We start from the raw sequence: 18619 nt of genomic DNA, 5'->3' as shown, positions 1-18619 counted from the left end.
ATCCCCCGGCGGTGTGGGTCGCTACGCCGCGGACGTCGACGGCGGCGCGGCCGACTTCAGGCCGTAGCGGAAGCCCATGCCCAGGTGTCCCGGCGGGCCCTGCGTGAGGGGCTTGTTGACCTCCTCCGCCAGGGGGCCGACCTTCGCCGCCACCTGGGCCAGCTTCTGCCGGTCGAAGTTGTACACGTCGATGGCGTTGCCTCCGACCATCATCGACACGTCCAGCGACGGCATCCCGGAGAAGGTGAACTGCATCGACTTCTTCGAGTGCGGCCACGTGCCCTCCAGGTGCGGGAAGTCCGACCCCCAGAGGATGTTCTTCAACCCGATGGCGTGACGCTGCTCCGCCTCCTCGCGGAACATGAACGTCCCCACGTAGCACTGGCGCGCCCAGTACTCGCTCGGCTTCATGCGCAGCGTCTGGCGCACCGCCGCGAACCACGGCATGTCGTAGTAGAAGTCCAGCTCCGCCAGCTTCTGCGGCGCCCAGTACGCGGACTGCTCGGTGAACACCACCTTGAGCTTCGGGTGCCGCTCGAACACGCCGCCCCACATCATGTACCAGAGGGGCGCGGAGCCGTAGAAGCTCAGCTCCGTCATGCGGATGAGGAACGCGTCCGGCGACGTGCCGTACGGCGGCTGGCCGCCACCCGCGTGCACGTTCACGGGCATGCCCAGGTCCTCGCACACCGACCAGAGCGGCTCGTAGATGGGGTCGTTGTAGCCGCGCATCTCCGTCAGCAGCAGCAGCGGCAGCAGCACGCCGCCCGTCAGCCCGGAGGCATGCGCGCGCTTGACCTCCTCCACCATCAAGCCCACGTCATGCGTCGGGAGGATGGCCACGCCCGCGTGACGTCCCGGGTTGGTGGCACAGAACTCCGACAGCCACCGGTTGTACGCACGCGCTCCCGCGGCCACCAGCTCCACCGGATACAGCTCCGGCTGCTTTCCCGGCTCCCCGCCGCCCATCTGGCCAATGCCTCTCCGGCCATGCGCGTACCCCGCGCCAAAGGGCGGCTCGTTGTCCACGTTGCCGTCCGGGAAGATGACGTCACCCACCACGCCGTCCTTCTCCAGCACGGCCAGCCGACGCGCCGGGTCCCACAGGCTCTCCGACGCGTCCGCGAACGACACGTTCGCCGTGAACTCGGACGCGGCCTCCTCGGAGAGGCCAATCGTCTTCATGCTCTCCACGAAGGTGTCCGACGAAGCCTCGGCCGGCGCGCCAGCAGGGGCGGCGGGCTTGCCGTCCGGAGTGCCCCGGCTCTCCTTCAGGTAGTCCTCGAACGCGTTCCAGTGCTTCTTCTCCAGGTAGTCCCGGAACGTGCGGGCCGGCGGTCCGGCGTGGCCGTCCGAGGTGACGACGACGTAGCGGCCATTCGAAAGATGCGGCTCGGTCATGTGGTGTCCTGTGGGAACGGTGCTGCGGGGTGGGCGGGAACACGCGGAGACAGCGCGTTTCGGAGGTTAAACAGAGAGAGCAGCATAAGCCTTCCTGGGGAGGGATTGCAGTCGGGATCCGCCCGCCGAACGGGAATCAAGGGGATGCCGGTGAAGTTCAGGTCACGGGATTAATCGGCGAGATCTGGTTTCCACCTGCATTTCCATTTGTTATCTAGCCGGACCCGGAGCGGGGATCCGGGGTGGGCCATTTCAATGAGGGACGGCCGGGGGATGGCCGCGAGTGCTGCTCGTGAGTCGAGACGGAACCAGAGGCCCGACGCTGTCGGAGGGGGAGAAGAGGGAGCTGCTGATCCGCCTGCTTCAGGGCCGCCGTCCGGGGGCCCGCGCCCAGGCCATTGCCATCGTGGGAATGAGCGGCCGCTATCCGCAGGCCGAAAAGCTTGACGCACTGTGGGAGCACCTGAAGGCCGGCCGCAGCTGCATCAGCGAAGTCCCCGCCTCGCGCTGGGATTGGCGGCGCTTTCACTCGGAAGACCCGGACGCGCCGGAGTCCATCTACAGCCGGTGGGGCGGGTTCCTCGCGGACGCGGACGCGTTCGACGCGGCGTTCTTCAACCTCTCTCCGCGCGAAGCCGACGCGATGGATCCGCAGGAGCGGCAGTTCCTGGAGGTGGCGTGGGCCACCTTCGAGGACGCGGGCTATGACGTGACCGCGCCGTCGCTGGACCGCGACGTGGGCGTGTTCGTGGGGGTGATGAACGGCGGCTACGGCTGGGCGGCGTCGGAGGCGTGGCACTCCGGGCAGCGGACCGCCGCGCGCAGCCCGTTCTGGTCCGTGGCCAACCGCGTCTCGTACCACCTCAACCTGTCCGGCCCCAGCTTCGCGGTGGACTCGGCCTGCTCGTCGTCCTTCACGGCGCTGCACCTGGCGTGTGAGAGCCTGCGTAGGGGCGAGTGCCGCGCGGCGATCGCGGGAGGGGTGAACCTCATCCTCCACCCGATGCACTTCCACGCCCTCACCAGCATGAAGATGCTGTCCCGGGGGGATGCGTGCCGCGCCTTCGGAGAGGGCGCGGACGGCTTCGTGGACGGCGAGGGCGTGGGCGCCGTCCTCTTGAAGACGCTGGATCAGGCGCTGGTCGACGGGGACCGGATCCACGCGGTCATCCTCGGCAGCGCGGTCAACGCCGGGGGCAAGACGAGCGGCTACACCGTCCCGAATCCGCACGCGCAGCAGCGGGTCATCTCCCGAGTGCTGGCGGAGACCGGCGTCCACGCGCGCACGCTGAGCTACGTGGAGGCGCACGGGACGGGCACGTCGCTGGGGGACCCCATCGAGGTGGCCGCGCTCCAGCGCGCGTTCCGCGAGCACACGCAGGAGCGGGGCTTCTGCGCGCTGGGGTCGCTGAAGGCGAACATCGGGCACCTGGAGTCCGCGGCGGGCATCGCGGCGCTGACCAAGGTCGTGCTCCAGCTGCGTGAGGGGATGCTCGTCCCGTCGCCGCACTCGGAGCGCCCCAACCCGAAGATCGACTTCGACGCGTCGCCCTTCTACGTGCAGCGCGGGCTGACGGAGTGGCGCAGGCCGGAGGTGGAGGAGGGCGGGCGCGTACGGCAGGTGCCGCGCCGGGCGGGGATCAGCTCCTTCGGAGCGGGCGGGGCGAACGCGCACGTCCTGGTCGAGGAGTACGTGGCGCCGCCCCAGCGGGACGAGCCCGCGTCCGGGCCGGTGGTGCTGGTGCTCTCCGCGAAGACCCAGGAGCGGCTCCGGGTCCATGCGCGGCAGGTGGCGGCGTTCCTGGTGGAGAACGCGCGGGCGCGCGGCCAGGGGGCGCGTCACGCGGCGCTGGCGGACATCGCCTTCACGTCGCAGGTGGGACGGCAGGCGATGGAGGAGCGGATCGCCGTCGTGGCATCGACGGAGGAGGCGCTGGCGGACGCGCTCCAGGCCTTCGCTTCCGAGCAGCCTGCTTCGACGCCGGTCTTCCACGGCCGTGTCCGGGGGCTTTCGGATACGGGCGCGCAGGTCCCGGCGGAGGGGGCTGACGCCGAAGCGCTGGCGCGTGCCTGGGTGGCGGGTGCGCGCGTGGACTGGCGGGCGGCCCTGCATGCGGGGCGTTCGCGGCAGCGCGTGTCGATGCCGACGTATCCGTTCGTGAGGAAGCGTCACTGGATTGGCGAGCACCGAGCGCCCACGGTCCAGCGCGCGGCGGAGCCCGTCGCTTCCGCGCCCGCCGTGTCGCCCCCGCCCACGGTCCAGGGCGCGACGGAGCCCGTGATCGCCGCGCCCGCCGCTGTCCCGCCGTCCGCCGTCCCCATCCGGCCCACGCCTTCCGCCGCGGAGGTCGCTCCGGCGTCCCCGCCGCCCCCCCGACATGAGGTCCCCATCGTGAACAGACCCAAGATCCAGTTGCGTCGTCCCGGGCAGACCTCCGCGAGGGAGACGCCGCGCGAGGAGGCTCCCGCGGTCCCTGCCGAGCCCGTCCGCGCCGCCGAGCCTGAAGCCATCGCGCCGTCGGCTGCGCCCACGGTGAATCCGGCGGAGGCCCAGGCCCGTTCGGAAGGTCTCAAGCAGACCGTGAAGGGGGCGCTGGCGCGCGTGCTCTTCTGCGAGCCCGGCGACATCGACGAGGAGAAGAACTTCCTCGAACTGGGGCTGGATTCGATCCTGATGGTGGAGCTGACCAAGGGGTTGAGCCAGGACCTCCAGCTCAAGCTCAAGGTCAACAAGCTCTACGACCACCCGTCGGTCCTCCGGCTCGCCGAGTACCTGGCCGCGCAGGTCCCCGCCGCCGCGTCGGCACCCGCGCCGCGTGCCTCCGAGTTGGACGCGCGTGCCGCCACCCCCGCGCCGCGTGCCGCCGAGGCGGTCCCTCGCGAGTCCATCCCTACGTCGCCAACCGCGGCGCAGGAGCCCCACAGGTTCATCGCTCCGCGCGCTGCCGGACAGGAGGCCCACGCGGCCAGCCACGCGACGCGTGAGCCCGGATCCGAGGCTCGCGGTGGCATGCCGTCGACGCGTGCCCCCGAGGTGACTGTCCGCGCTCCCGCCGCGCCGGTTCGTGTGTCCGAGCCTGCGCCTCGCGCTTCGGAACCTGTGGCTCGCACGCCCGAAGCTCCGGCGCGTGTGCCCACTCCGGTGGCTGACCGCATGCGCTCACCTGACACGCACGCGCTGGAGGCCGAGCCTCCTCCGTTCCATGTGACGCTGAAGCGCAAGCCGGTGGCGAGCGCTCCCGAGCCCACTCCGGCTCCCGCCGTGGCCGCGTCCACCGACGTCGCCATCATCGGCATGTCCGCGCGCTTCCCGGGCGCCCGGAACCTGGACGAGTACTGGGAGCACCTGGCGGCAGGCGTGGACTCGGTGACGGAGATCCCTCCGGAGCGCTGGGACGTCCAGCGCTACTACGATCCGGATCCGAAGAAGAAGGACCGCTCCACCAGCAAGTGGGGCGGCTTCCTGTCGGACATCGACAAGTTCGACCCGCTCTTCTTCAGCATCTCCCCGGCCGAAGCCCGGCTGATGGACCCACAGCAGCGCCTGTTCCTCCAGGAGTCCTGGAAGGCGCTGGAGGACGCGGGCTACTCGCCGGAGCAGCTCAGCAAGGCCCGCTGCGGCGTCTACGTCGGGGTGATGAACAACGACTACAACCGGCTCGTGGGCCTGGCGGATCCCGACCGCAGCCCCGCGCTCCAGCTGCTGGGCAACTCCAACTCCATCCTCGCCGCGCGCATCGCGTACCTCCTGAACCTCAAGGGGCCCGCGCTGGCGCTGGACACCGCCTGCTCGTCGTCGCTCGTGGCCACGCACCTGGCCGTGCGCAGCCTGCTCGCGGGTGACGTGGACCTCATGCTCGCGGGCGGCGTGACGCTCTACATCACCGAGGATCCGTACATCCAGATGAGCAAGGCCGGCATGCTCTCGCCCAACGGGCGCTGCCGAGCCTTCGACGACCGGGCGGACGGCTTCGTCCCCGGCGAGGGCGTGGGCGTCGTCGTCCTCAAGCGGCTCGCGGACGCGCTGCGCGACGGCGACCACGTGTACGGCGTCATCCGGGGCTCCGGGACCAACCAGGACGGCAAGACGAACGGCATCTCCGCGCCCAGCTCGGACGCGCAGACGGAGCTGGAGCTCCAGGTCTACCAGCGCGCCGGCATCAGCCCGGAGACCGTGACGTACGTGGAGGCGCACGGCACGGGCACGAAGCTGGGCGACCCCATCGAGGTGGAGGCGCTCACGGAGGCCTTCTCGCGCTACACCGACCGCAAGCAGTTCTGCTTCCTCGGGTCGGTGAAGTCGAACCTGGGCCACACGTCCGCCGCCGCGGGAGTCGCCGGCCTCATCAAGGTCCTGCTGTCCTTCCAGCACCGGCAACTGCCGCCCTCGCTCCACTTCGAGCGGCAGAACAGCAACATCGACTTCGCCGCGACGCCGTTCGTCGTGAACACCGCCCTGCGGGACTGGACTGTTCCCGGCAACGGTCCCCGGCGCGCGGCCCTCAGCGGCTTCGCCTTCAGCGGCACCAACGCGCACGTCCTCCTGGAGGAGCCCCCCGCACGGCCCGCCGCGCCCCGGGAGGCGAGGGGCACCGCGCGCCTGGTCGTCTTCTCCGGCAAGACGGAGGACGCCCTGACGCGGCGGCTGGAGGACATGGCCACCTGGCTGCGCCGCCACGGTGAGTCGCACCGGCTGGGCGACATCGCCTACACGCTGCTCGTAGGCCGGGCCCACCACAAGGTCCGCACGGCGTTCGTGGTGCGCAGCCACCGCGAATTGCTCGACGGCATCGAGGCGGCCCTGGCCGGCCGCGAGGTGGCGTACCCGTTCACGTCGGATCCGCAGGACGCGGCGCGGAAGGTGGATCCGCTCCTCAAGGAGCTGGGGCGGACGCTGATGGCGGAGCTGACCTCGCCGGACGCACAGGCCGGGGAAGGGGCCCAGGAGAAGCTCTCCTCACTGGCGTCGCTCTACGTGAAGGCCGCGCCGCTGAACTGGGCCGCGCTGTTCTCCGGCCCGCACCTGCGCGTGCCGCTGCCCACGTATCCCTTCGCGCAGGAGCGTCACTGGGTCACGCCCGTCATGGGCGCGGCCCTTCCCGAAGCGCCCCGGACGGCGGAGGCGCGGACGGCGCCCGTCCGTCGCCGCACGGTGCTGGAGGCCTCGTCGCCGCTGATGGCGGATCACCGCGTGAACGGCGCGAGCGTGCTGCCGGGCATGGCCTACCTCGAACTGGCGCGTGAGGCCTTCGCGGCCTCGCACGGCGAGGGGCCGGTGTCACTCTCGCAGGTGCTCTGGCTCCAGCCCTGCGTCCTCGACGGTGGGCAGAAGGTGCTGTGGACCACGCTGGAGGAGAAGGGCGGCCACGCGCTCTTCGAGGTCCGCTCCGGCGAGGGCGAGGACGCACTCCTGCACTGCCGGGGACGCATCGAGGCGGCGGTGGAGCGCGCCGGGAGTGAGCCGTTCGCGCTCCGTCCGTTCCAGGCCCGGAGCACGAACCACATCGACGGCGACGTGCTGAACCAGCGCTTCGCCCGGATGGGGATCCACTACGGCCCCACCTTCCGCGCCCTGCGCGAGGTATGGAGCGACGCACGCGAGGCCCTGGGCCGCCTGGAGGGCGCCGCGCCGCGGGACAGCCGCTGGAGCCTTCCGCCGCAGCTGCTGGACTCCGCCGCGCAGGCCGTGGCCGCGCTCACGTCGTCGTCCGGCGCGCTGATGCTGCCCTTCTCACTGGGCGGCGTGGACGTGCGTCGCCCGCTGCCTTCGTCAGGCAGTGCGTACGCACGCGTGCGGATGCAGGACCCCGCGCGCTTCGACGTCGCGCTGCTGGATGAGCAGGGCGAGGTGTGCGTCGAGCTGCGGGACCTGGGCTTCCGCGAGCGCAAGACGCGGGCACAGGGCTTCTTCTACCTGCCTCGCTGGGCGGAGGCGCCGCTGCTGGCGCAGGACCGGGAGCTGGGGCGCGCGGTCATCGTCGCGGGAGCGGACAGCCTGGGCCTGGAGGACGGCCTGGCGGCGGTCCACGCACGCGCGGGCGTGCTGCGGGTCCGCGTGGGAGCGCGCACGCGGCGCGAAGCCGAGGGCCGCTGGGAGTGGTCCAGCGCGGATGAGGCCGGCGTCGAGGCGTGGTGGAACGAGGCCGGGCAGCCCCGGCGGATCTACTTCCTCGCGGGCATCGACGCGCGGGCGGCCGCGCTGGAGGACGTGGAGGCGCTGGAGGCCAGCCAGGAGCGCGGTGTCCTGGCGCTGTTCCGGATGCTCAAGGGCCTGTCGCGGCTGGGCGTGCTCCAGCAGCGCCTGGAGCTGGTGGTCGTCACCGCGGACGTGTTCCCCGTCACCGGCACGGAGCAGGCGCGTCCGTCCGGCGCGAGCCTCCACGGCCTGTGCAAGTCGCTGGCGAAGGAGCACCCGCAGCTGGCGGTGAGCTGCATCGACGTGGGCGCGCGTGACGTGCTCAACGCCCCGGGCGTCCTCGTCTCCCAACTGGTCGCGGAGCCGGAGCACAAGGGCCGTCTGAATGTGGCGCTGCGCGAGGGGCGCCGTCATGTCCGGCAGCTCGTCCCCGCGCGGCTGGAGGCAGGGGACGGCGTCCTGCGCCAGGGCGGCGTCTACGTCATCGTCGGAGGCCTGGGCGGCATCGGGCTGGCGCTCGCGGAGGATCTGGCCGGGCGCTTCCAGGCGCGGCTGGTCCTCACTGGCCGCGGCCCCCTGACGGAAGCACAGCGCGAGCGCATCGCGGCCATGGAGGCGCGCGGAGCCCGCGTGCTTCACGTCCGCGCGGACGTCACGCGCCCCGCGAGCATGCGGGACGTGATGGCCCAGGCGAAGGCGCGCTTCGGGGCGGTCCATGGCGTGGTGCACTCCGCGCTGGTCCTCCGCGACGCGCCCATCGAGCGCATGGACGCGGCGGCGTTCGTGGAGGCGATGGACGCCAAGGTCCGGGGCAGCGCGGTGCTGGCCCAGGTGCTGAAGGACGAGCCGCTCGACTTCCTGGTGTTCTTCTCGTCCATCCAGTCCTTCTCGGGGAACGCGGGGCAGGGCAACTACGCCGCGGCCTCCCTGTTCCAGGACACCTTCGCCGGGTGGCTGGGCCGCTCCGCGCGCTTCCCCGTGAGCGTCGTCAACTGGGGCTACTGGGGCTCCGTGGGCGCCGTCACGGATCCGAAGTACCAGCGCGCCATGGAGCTGCGAGGCGTGCACTCCATCGAGGTCGCCGAGGGCCTGGAGGCCCTGCGCCAGGTGCTCGCGAGCAGCGCGCCCCAGGTGGTCGCCTTCAAGGGCAGCCCGGAGGCGCTGGCCAAGCTGGGCGTCTCTCAAGAAGAGCCCGTCGCGGTCGCGGGCCGCCGTCAGGCGCAGGCGCGTGAGGTCCGGCCTCCGGAGCCGGTCCGCGCGCCCGTGGAGGCACGTCCGTCGCCGAGGCCGGTGCCCGTACGGACGGGGCCGTCGCTCGCGGAGGTGGAGCGCCGCATCGGCCAGCTCACCAGCGAGGCGCTGAGCGTCAGCTCCGACGTCATCAACCCGGAGGTCCCGTTCTCGGACTACGGCGTCGACTCCATCACCGGCGCCGGGATGATCGAACGGATCAGCGAGGCGTTCGACCTCGAGCTGCCCATCACGGTCGTCTTCGACTACTCGAGCGTCCGCGCCCTGGCCCGCCACATCCTGTCGCTCCTCGACGCGGCGAAGCCCCAGGAGGCCGCCGTGGTGCCGCCCGCGCGTGAGCCCGAACCGGCCTTCGTCCCGCCGGAACCGCCGCCCGTGTTCGCGCCGGTTCAGCAGGTGGAATCTCCGAGGCCGTCCCTCCCGATGGTGCCGCCTCCCGCGCCCCAGTCGCAGCCGGTGCGTGAGGCCCCCGCGTCCCGTCCGTCCTCGCGCTCCATCGCCGTCATCGGCATGTCCGGGCGCTTCCCCGGCGCGCCGGACCTGGACACCTTCTGGAAGCGGCTGGCCGCGGGCGACAACCTCGTCGGCGAGATTCCCAAGGAACGCTGGGACATCGACGCGTACTACGACGCGGATCCGCGCAACCTCGATGCGACGAACTGCCGCTACGGCGCCGTGCTCGATGACATCGACAAGTTCGACGCGGCCTTCTTCAACATCGCGGGGCGCGAGGCGGACCTGTCCGACCCGCAGCAGCGCGTGTTCCTGGAGGAGGCGTGGAAGGCGCTGGAGGACGCGGGCTACGCGGCCCGGTCCATGTCGGAGAAGCGCTGCGGCGTCTACGTCGGCGTCGACGTGGGCGACTACGGCTTGCGCATGGCCCAGGCCGGCATCAAGCGCGAGGCCCAGGCCATCTGGGGCAACGACACGTCCATCCTCGCGGCGCGCATCGCGTACTTCCTCAACCTGAAGGGCCCGAGCATGGCCATCAACACGGCCTGCTCCTCGTCGCTGGTGTCCATCCACCTGGCCTGCCAGAGCCTGCTCGCTGGTGAGACGGAGATGGCGCTCGCGGGCGGCGTCTACGTCTCCACGATGCCCAACTTCCACATCTACGCGAGCAACGCGCAGATGCTGTCGGTGGACGGCAAGTGCAAGTCGTTCGCCGCGGGTGCCAACGGCTTCGTGCCGGGCGAGGGCGTGGGCGTCGTCGTCCTCAAGCCGCTGGAGGCGGCGCTGCGCGACGGCGATCAGATCCACGGCGTCATCCGCGCCTCCGCCATCAACCAGGACGGCAAGACGAACGGCATCACCGCGCCCAGCGCCGCGTCGCAGACGGAGCTGGAAGCCTCCGTCTACGAGGCGGCGGGCTGCGACGCGGCGACCATCACCTTCGTGGAGGCCCACGGCTCGGGCACGCGCCTGGGCGACCCCATCGAGGTCAAGGCGCTCACGGACGCGTTCCGGCGCTGGACGGACAAGCGCGGCTACTGCGCGCTCGGCTCGGTGAAGACGAACGTCGGGCACACCATCGCCGCGGCCGGCATCGCGGGCGTGCTGAAGGTGCTGCTGTCGCTGCGGCACGGGGCCATCCCTCCGTCGCTCCACTTCGACACGCCCAACGAGTTCATCGACTTCAAGAACAGTCCCTTCGTCGTCAACACGCGGCTGAAGCCCTGGGAGCCCGCGCCCTCCGCGCCGCGCAGGGCCGCCGTCAGCTCCTTCGGCTTCAGCGGCACCAACGCGCACCTGCTCATCGAAGCCCCGCCCGAGCAGCCCGCGCCGTCCGCCGTGCACGGCCCTCAGCTCCTGCCGCTGTCGGCCCGGACGCCAGAGGCCCTGAAGGCCGCCGCCACGAGGCTGGCGGACTTCCTGCGCCGTCAGCAGCCCGCCCGCCCCAGCCAGGGCAGGGGAGACAGCTCGCGCATCCGCGAGGCGCTGCTGGAAGCCGCCGCGGGCATCCTGGACGTCCCGGCCTCGGCGCTGGATCCGGAGCGTCCCTTCGAGGAGGCCGGCTTCGACGTCGTCCAGCTCGCGGCGTTCGCGGATGAGATTGGCCGCCGGCTGGACGTCGAGGTGCGCCCGCGCCTCTTCATCGAGTGCCCGACCCTGGCGTCGCTGGAGCGGCACCTGATGGAGCGTCAGCGCGGCGCTGGCGTGGAGGTCCTGCCGGAGGGCAATCCCGTCTCGCTCTCCGACGTGGCGTACACCCTCCAGGTGGGCCGCGAGGCGATGCCGGAGCGTCTGGCGATCGTGGCCCGGGACATCCGCGAGGCCATCGACGCGCTGACTCGCTTCGCCCAGGGACAGACGGCTGCCGGCCTCTTCACCGGCAAGGTGGACGCGGCCCTGCCGCTCGCGGGCCTCCTCTCCGAGGGCCGTGCCGGTACGGCCTTCCTCCAGGTCGCGATGGAGGAGCGTCAGCTCTCCACGCTGGCGCAGCTCTGGAGCATGGGCGTGGAGCTGCCCTGGCGCACGCTCCACGGCGGCGAGCGGCCCCGGAAGGTGTCGCTGCCCACGTACCCGTTCGCCCGGGTGCGCCACTGGTTCCCGGAGTCGCGCCCCGTCACGCAGGAGGCCGCGTCGCTGCTCACGCCGCGCGTGGAGCAGGCGCTGCGCGACAGCACGGTGCGCGAGCTGCCTCCGCCCGCGAGCCGCGAGGACTACGAGCGCTTCAACTCGCTCATGCTGCTGGGCTTCTTCCAGCGCATGGGGGTCTTCCTCCGCTCGGGTGAGCAGTACACGGTGGACGGCCTGCGCTCGAAGCTCCGCGTCGCGCCGGGCTACACGCGCCTGTTCTCCGCGCTGCTGAACATCCTGGCCCGGGCCGGCTACGTGCGCTTGAGCGGCGCGGACGTCACCACGCTGCCGGAGCTGGACGCGGCCGCGCCGCACCTGGAGCGGCAGAGCCTGCAGGCGCGCGGTGAGCGGCTGGTCGCGCAGGCCCCGATGACCGCTCCGCACGTGGCCATCATGTGGGCGTGCTCGGAGCGCTACGGCGAGGTGCTGCGCGGGGAGATCCCCGCCACGGACCTGCTGTTCCCGCAGTCGTCGATGCGGCTGATGGGGCCCATGTACAAGGGCAACCCCGTCGCGGACTACTTCAACGCGCTGGTCGCCGACAGCCTGCGCCAGTACGTCGCCGAGCGGCTCGCGCAGCTGCCCGACGGCGGGAAGATCCGCATCCTGGAGGTGGGCGCCGGCACGGGCGGGACCACGGACCTGGCCCTGAAGGCGCTGAGCCCGTACGCGGACCGCATCGTCTACACGTACACGGACGTGTCGCGTTCGTTCGTCCAGTACGGCCGCGAGAACTTCCGCTACGGGTTCATGGAGTACTCGGTGCTGGACATCGAGAAGGACGTGGTGCCGCAGGGCTATACGGCGGGCGCCTACGACGTGGTGCTCGCCGCCAACGTCCTGCACGCGACCGAGGAGCTGCGCCAGACGCTGCGCAACGTGAAGACGCTGCTGCGCCCCGGAGGCTGGCTGCTCCTCAACGAGGTCACCACCGTGCACGACTTCTCCACGGTGGCCTTCGGCCTGCTGCCCGGCTGGTGGCGCTTCAAGGACGACCTGCGGCTCCAGGACGCGCCGCTGCTGAGCAGTGAGCAGTGGCGGTCCGTGCTGAGCGCGGAGGGCTTCCCGAAGGTCGTCGTGCTGGGCCACCCGGATCAGCACCGCTCCGACCTGGGACAGAACATCATCATCGGTGAGCGTGACCGCCGGAGCCTCGCCACCGCAGCGAGAACTCTGGTAGCGGCGCCGGCCGTTGTCACGAATGGCCATGCCAGCGTGGGGCAGGGGACCCCGGTCTCCACTCCGAGGGGCGCACGGCCGGACCTGGAATCGGTGATCGCCTCGTGCGTGGAGGCCGTCGTGGCGAACGGCGCCGTGCAGTTGGATCCGTCCAAACCGTTCCAGGACTTCGGCGTGGACTCCATCTTCGCCGTCAGCATCATCGAGCGCATCAACGCGGCGCTCGGCATCGCGCTGCGCTCCACGGACCTCTTCAACTACGCGAGCGTCTCGAAGCTGGCCGAGCACATCCGCGCCACCTTCCCGGCCGCCGAGCCGGGAGCACGGTCCGCGCCAGCGCCTGAGCCTGTCTCTCCAGCGGCGCCCATCGTCGTGCAGGCGAAGCCCGAACCGGCACCGGCCGCCGGTGACGACGGACTCCTGGGCCTGCTGGACCGCATCGAGGCGGGCGAGCTGAACCTCGACGCGGTGGAGCGCTTCGTGGGGGGCGCGTCATGAGCCGCCAGGAGGCCATCGCGGTGGTGGGCCTCTCCGCCCGCTACCCCGGGGCGCGGGATGCGCGCGAGCTGTGGCGCAACCTCGTCGAAGGGCGGGACTCCATCCAGGAGGTGCCCCGCGAGCGGTGGGACCACGCCCGCTGGTACGACCCGGATCCGGACGCGCACAACAAGAGCGTGAGCCGGTGGGGCGGCTTCATCCACGACGTGGACCGGTTCGATCCGCTCTTCTTCAACATCTCTCCGCTCGAAGCGGAGTGGATGGACCCGCAGCACCGCCTGTTCCTGGAGGAGGCCTGGAAGGCGCTGGAGGACGCGGGCTGCGCGGCGGGCACGCTGGAGGGCCGGCGTTGCAGCGTCTTCGTGGGCTGCAAGGAGGGCGAGTACGTCCAGAAGCTCCAGGGGCAGGAGCTCAACGCGTTCACGCTGAGCGGCAACAGCGCGGCCATCCTCCCGGCCCGGCTGTCGTACCTGCTGAACCTCCGGGGCGCGAGCGTCCCGGTGGACACCGCGTGCTCGTCCTCGCTGGTCGCCGTCCACCTGGCCTGCGAGAGCATCCGCAGCGGCTCGTGTGACATGGCCATCGCGGGAGGCATCGCGCTGATGCTGACGGCGCGCACGCACGTGGTGCTCGGCAAGGCAGGCATCCTGTCGCCGCAGGGCCGCTGCCGGACCTTCGACGACGCGGCGGACGGCATCGTGACAGGGGAGGGCGTGGGCGTCGTCGTGCTCAAGCGCCTGGAGCAGGCGCTGGCGGACGGGGACCGGATCCACGGCATCATCCGGGGCTCGGGCATCAACCAGGACGGCAGGACCAACGGCATCACCGCGCCCAGCGCGCCGTCGCAGCGCGCCCTGGAGCTGGACGTCTACGAGCGCTCCGGCGTGCACCCGGACACCATCGGCTACGTGGAGGCGCACGGCACCGGCACGAAGCTGGGCGACCCCATCGAGCTCCAGGCGCTCACGGAGTCCTTCCGCCAGCACACCGGCCGGAAGCAGTTCTGCGCCATCGGCTCCATCAAGACGAACATCGGACACACGATGGAGGCGTCGGGAGTGGCGGGCCTCATCAAGGTCCTGCTGTGCCTCCAGCACCGCACGCTGGTGCCGTCGCTGCACTACACGCGTTCGAATAGGCACCTGGACTTCCCCAGCACGCCCTTCTTCGTGAACACGGAGACGCGCGAGTGGCGCACCGACGGACATCCGCGAAGGGCCGCGCTCAGTTCTTTCGGCTTCAGCGGTACCAACGCGCACCTCGTGGTGGAGGAAGCCCCGGAGCTGCCCGCGCGTCCGAAGTCCACCGAGCAGCGGCTCCACGTCCTCCCCGTGTCAGCGCATTCAGCGCAGGCACTGCGGCAGCGGATGGCGGACCTGCGTGGGTGGCTGGATACGGAAGGGGCCCAGGCAAGGCTGGACGACCTCGCGCTGACGCTCCAGGTGGGCCGAACCCACTTCGCGCTGCGAGCCGCCTTCCTGGTCCGAAGCACGGGCCACCTGAAGGACCTGCTCGACGCGTCCCTGCGAGGCGAAAGGCCAGAGGGGCTGTGGGTGTCCACCGCCGGAGCGCAGCCGAACGCGCGCAAGGACGCAGGACTCCTCACGCTGGGCAACACCCTGCTGGCCGGTTCACGAGCGCCCATGGCGGAAGCGGAGGCCTGGCGCCGCATGAGCGTGGTGGCCGGTCTCTACGTGAAGGGCTACGCACTGGACTGGCGAGGGGCGCACGGACCGGAGACCCGGCGGATCCCGCTGCCCACGTACCCCTTCGCCCGTGAGCGCTACTGGTCGGAAGGAGGACCGTGGAGCGACGCCGCGTCCCCAGAAGGTTCCAACGCGCCTGCTGCTGCACGGTCTTCCGCCGCAGCCCTGGAAGGCTCGCCCGCGCTGCGGTCCTCCGCCACAACGCTGCAAGCTTCCTCCGTGCCCGCTTCGGCGCGGTCCTCCGCCGCAGTGCCTACGGAGGGCGTGCTGCCTGTCCTTCGCGGGATGATCGCTTCGCTGTTGAAGCTGCCGGAGGCCACGCTCCAGCCGGATGAGGAGCTGATGGTCTACGGCTTCAACTCGCTGATTGGGGCCCGGCTGCTTCGCCGCCTGGAAGAGACCCATGGCGTCGAACTCACCAACGCGGCGCTCCTGGAGGCCGGAACGCTCCGGCGACTGGCGGAACTCGTCGCCCGGGAGATGGGCACGGCGGCAGTCGCCACGCCACCACCGGCTCCAGTCTCAATGCCCACTCCCGTGCGTGCGCAGCCCGCCGCCGTGGAGGAGAAGCCCGGCCCGGCCCGTCATCCGATGTCCGCGGGACAGCTGGGCCTGTGGATGATCCAGCAGCTCTCCCCGGAGAGCAGCGCCTACAACGTGCCGTGCGCCTTCCGCATCCGGGGCACGCTGGATGTTCCGGCTCTCAAGGCCGCGCTCCAGCGGCTCTGGACCCGGCATCCCAGCCTGCGCGCACGCGTCGTGGTGGAGGACGCGCAGCCCCTGCTGGCGATGTCTCCGGCGTCTTCGGAAGTACCGTTCGAAGTTCACTCACTGCCCGTCGCCGCGCCGGAAGACGAGCATGCCTTCCTGTCTCGCCTGGGCTTCAAGCCGTTCGACCTGTCGCGAGACGTGCTCGCACGCGTGCACCTGGTGCAGCGGCCGGGCCGTGAACCGCTGCTGGTGCTCGCGGCGCACCACCTGGTCATGGACGGAAGCTCGCTCCAGCTCCTCGTGAGGGACCTGGAAGCGCTCTACCGCGCGGAGCGGACGCATGGGGACGCGGCGCTCGTGCCCCTGACCGCCACCTACGCGGACTTCGTCGCGTGGCAGGCGCGGATGCTCGCGTCCGACGAAGGCCTGCGCCACCGCGAGTTCTGGCGAAGCCGCCTGCTGCCGCCCCCCCCCGCGCTCCAACTGCCCACGGACCGGCCGCGTCCTGCGAAGCGGCGCCTGGAGGGCCGGGTCCACGCGACGACGCTCCCGCTGGAGCTGGCCCTGGACGCGCGCCGCCTGGGCGCCACGCAGCGCATCTATCCCTTCAGCCTGTTCCTCGCCGCCTTCAAGGCGCTGCTGCACCGCTACACGCAGCAGGAAGACCTCGCCGTGGGCGTACCCGTCGCAGGCCGGCCGCGGACCGAGTTCGAGGACGTCGTCGGCTACTTCGTCAACGTGGTCTGCGTGCGCAGCCGCGTGGCGTCCGACCTGCCGTTCCTCGACTACGCACGCTCGCTCCAGACCACCCACCTGGAGGCGCAGGAGCACGCGGACTTCCCCTTCACGGAGATGGTGCGTGAAGCAGGCGGGGCGAGGGATCGCGGCCTCATGCCGCTCATCCAGGCCCAGTTCGTCTACCAGAACTGGCTCTCCCAGGACGGCCTGGGCACCGGCGCCGCAAACGGCCTCGCGCTGGACGCCGTCCTCGACCTCCAGCAGCAGGGCGAGTTCGACATCTCCCTGGAGCTGGTGGAGACCGAAGGCCGCGTCCATGCCTTCTTCAAGTACGCCCCCGACCTCTTCGACGCCGCGACCGTCGAGCGCATGGCCACACACTACGAGGGCCTGCTGCGCTCGGCACTCCGCGACCCGCGTCAGTCCATCGGAGCACTGGAGCTGCTGGGGCCCGTGGAGCGCTACCAACTGGAGACCGAGTGGCGGCGCACCGCGCGGCCGTTCCCTCGCGAGAAGTGCGTCCACGAACTCTTTGAAGAGCGCGTGGCGCACGGCCCGGACGACGTGGCCGTCACCTTCGAGGGCCGCCGGCTCACCTACGGCGAGCTGAACACCCGGGCCAACCGCCTCGCGGCGACGCTGCGGCAAGCGGGCGTGGGTCCGGACTCCATCGTGGCCATCGTCGCGGAGCGCTCGCTGGAGTTGATGGTCGGGCTGTACGGCATCCTCAAGGCCGGCGGTGCGTACCTCCCGGTGGATCCGCGCTACCCGGCCGACCGCATCCGCTACATGCTCGACGACAGCCGCACGGACGTGGTGCTCGTCAGCGACGCGCGCTTCACGCCGGAGGGCTTCTCCGGCCGCGTGTTCGACCTGCGCGACGCGGCGACGTTCAGCGGCGACGGCGCGAACCTCACGCCTCGCGCCCGGCCGGATTCGCTCGCCTACGTCATCTACACGTCGGGCTCCACCGGCCGTCCGAAGGGCGCCATGCTGGAGCACCGCGGCCTCGTCAACCGGCTCAAGTGGATGCAGAACCGCTATCCCCTGGGCCGGGGCGACGTCATCCTCCAGAAGACGCCGTACACCTTCGACGTCTCCGTCTGGGAGCTCTTCTGGTGGTCGCTGGAGGGCGCGAGCATGGCGCTCCTGGCCCCGGGCGCGGAGCGGGACCCGCGCCAGGTCGCGGACGCCATCGCCCGCGAACGCGTGACGGTGCTGCACTTCGTGCCGTCCATGCTCGGCGTCTTCCTGGAGTACGCGCGGACGCTCGACGACGTGTCGTCGCTGTCCAGCCTGCGCCAGGTGTTCGCCAGCGGCGAGGCCCTGACGGTGTCCCAGGTGGAGCGCTTCAACGCGCTCCTGCACCGGCACAACGGCACCCGGTTGGCGAACCTCTACGGGCCCACCGAGGCCAGCATCGACGTCTCCTCCTTCGACTGCTCGGAAGCCGAGCATCACGAGCGCATCCCCATCGGCCGGCCCATCGACAACATCCAGCTCCTCGTGCTGGACCGGGGCGGGCGCATGCAGCCCATCGGCGTGCCGGGGGAGCTGTGCATCGCGGGCGTGGGGCTCGCGCGCGGCTACCTCCACAACCCGACGCTGACGGCGGAGCGCTTCGTCGCCCACCCCTTCGCGCCGGGCGAGCGGCTCTACCGCACGGGAGACCTGGCGCGCTGGCTGCCCGACGGCAACCTGGAGTACCTGGGGCGCCTGGACCGGCAGGTGAAGGTGCGCGGGCTGCGCATCGAGCTGGGCGAAATCGAAGCCGCGCTCTGCGCGCTGCCCGGCATCCAGCAGTCCTTCGTCATGGCCCTGTCCGCCGCGGAGGGCGCGGGCCACGACCGCGTGGTGGCGTACTGGGCGGGCGACGCGGCCCAGCCGTACACGCCCGAAGCGCTCCGGAAGCTGCTGGGCCAGCGGCTGCCGGAGTACATGGTTCCGTCGGCCTTCCTGCGGCTCGCGTCGCTGCCTCAGACGGCGCACGGCAAGGTGGACACGCGCGCGCTGCCGCCGGTGGAGCAGGGGACCGCTACCGACGAAACCACCCGCGGCGAGGACGCGCGGCCGGGCCTCGAGGGCACCATCGCCGGCATCGTGCGGCAACTCCTGGGCGGCCGTGGGGTGGGGCGGAAGCAGAACTTCTTCGACCTCGGGTGCCACTCGCTCCAGCTCGCGCAGGCCGCCATCCGGCTGAGCGCGGCGCTGGGACGCGAGGTGCCGGTGGTGGCCCTGTTCGAACACCCCACGGTGGAGGCCCTGGCCCGTCACCTCTCTCCCGGCGGACAGGAGCGGGGGCTGGCGGAGAGCGCACGGCGCGGACAGCGGCAGCGGCGGATGCTCGCCGCGCTCGCGGCCTGTCCCGAGGACCCACGGGCCTGAGGCGGCGACAGGCACGGCTGGAACTGGAAACAGA

Annotated in this window: 3 protein-coding genes; 2 read left to right on the top strand and 1 reads right to left on the bottom strand. The window is 71.4% G+C overall.

All coding sequences use genetic code 11. From position 1 onward, the window contains the following. Positions 1–21 precede the first annotated feature (21 nt). Entirely contained in the window at positions 22–1401 is a 1380-nt protein-coding gene (locus JYK02_RS35400) for an amidohydrolase family protein (protein ID WP_207057373.1), read from the bottom strand. Positions 1402–1693: 292 nt separating this feature from the next. On the opposite strand from JYK02_RS35400, the gene JYK02_RS35395 reads away from it, so the two are divergent. Together JYK02_RS35395 and JYK02_RS35390 are read left to right on the top strand one after the other, a co-directional pair. Continuing rightward, the gene (locus JYK02_RS35395; RefSeq protein ID WP_207057372.1) at positions 1694–13045 is read left to right on the top strand and encodes an SDR family NAD(P)-dependent oxidoreductase; all 11352 of its coding nucleotides are present in this window, start codon (positions 1694–1696) and stop codon (positions 13043–13045) included. Next, positions 13042–18585, top strand: coding sequence for a non-ribosomal peptide synthetase (locus tag JYK02_RS35390; protein ID WP_207057371.1), 5544 nt, complete (start codon positions 13042–13044; stop codon positions 18583–18585). Before JYK02_RS35395 ends, JYK02_RS35390 begins: the two co-directional genes overlap by 4 nt. Positions 18586–18619 lie beyond the last annotated feature (34 nt).

It is taken from the genome of Corallococcus macrosporus, from assembly GCF_017302985.1.
Taxonomy (GTDB): domain Bacteria; phylum Myxococcota; class Myxococcia; order Myxococcales; family Myxococcaceae; genus Corallococcus; species Corallococcus macrosporus_A.
This window is presented reverse-complemented; position numbering and strand designations above follow the sequence as displayed.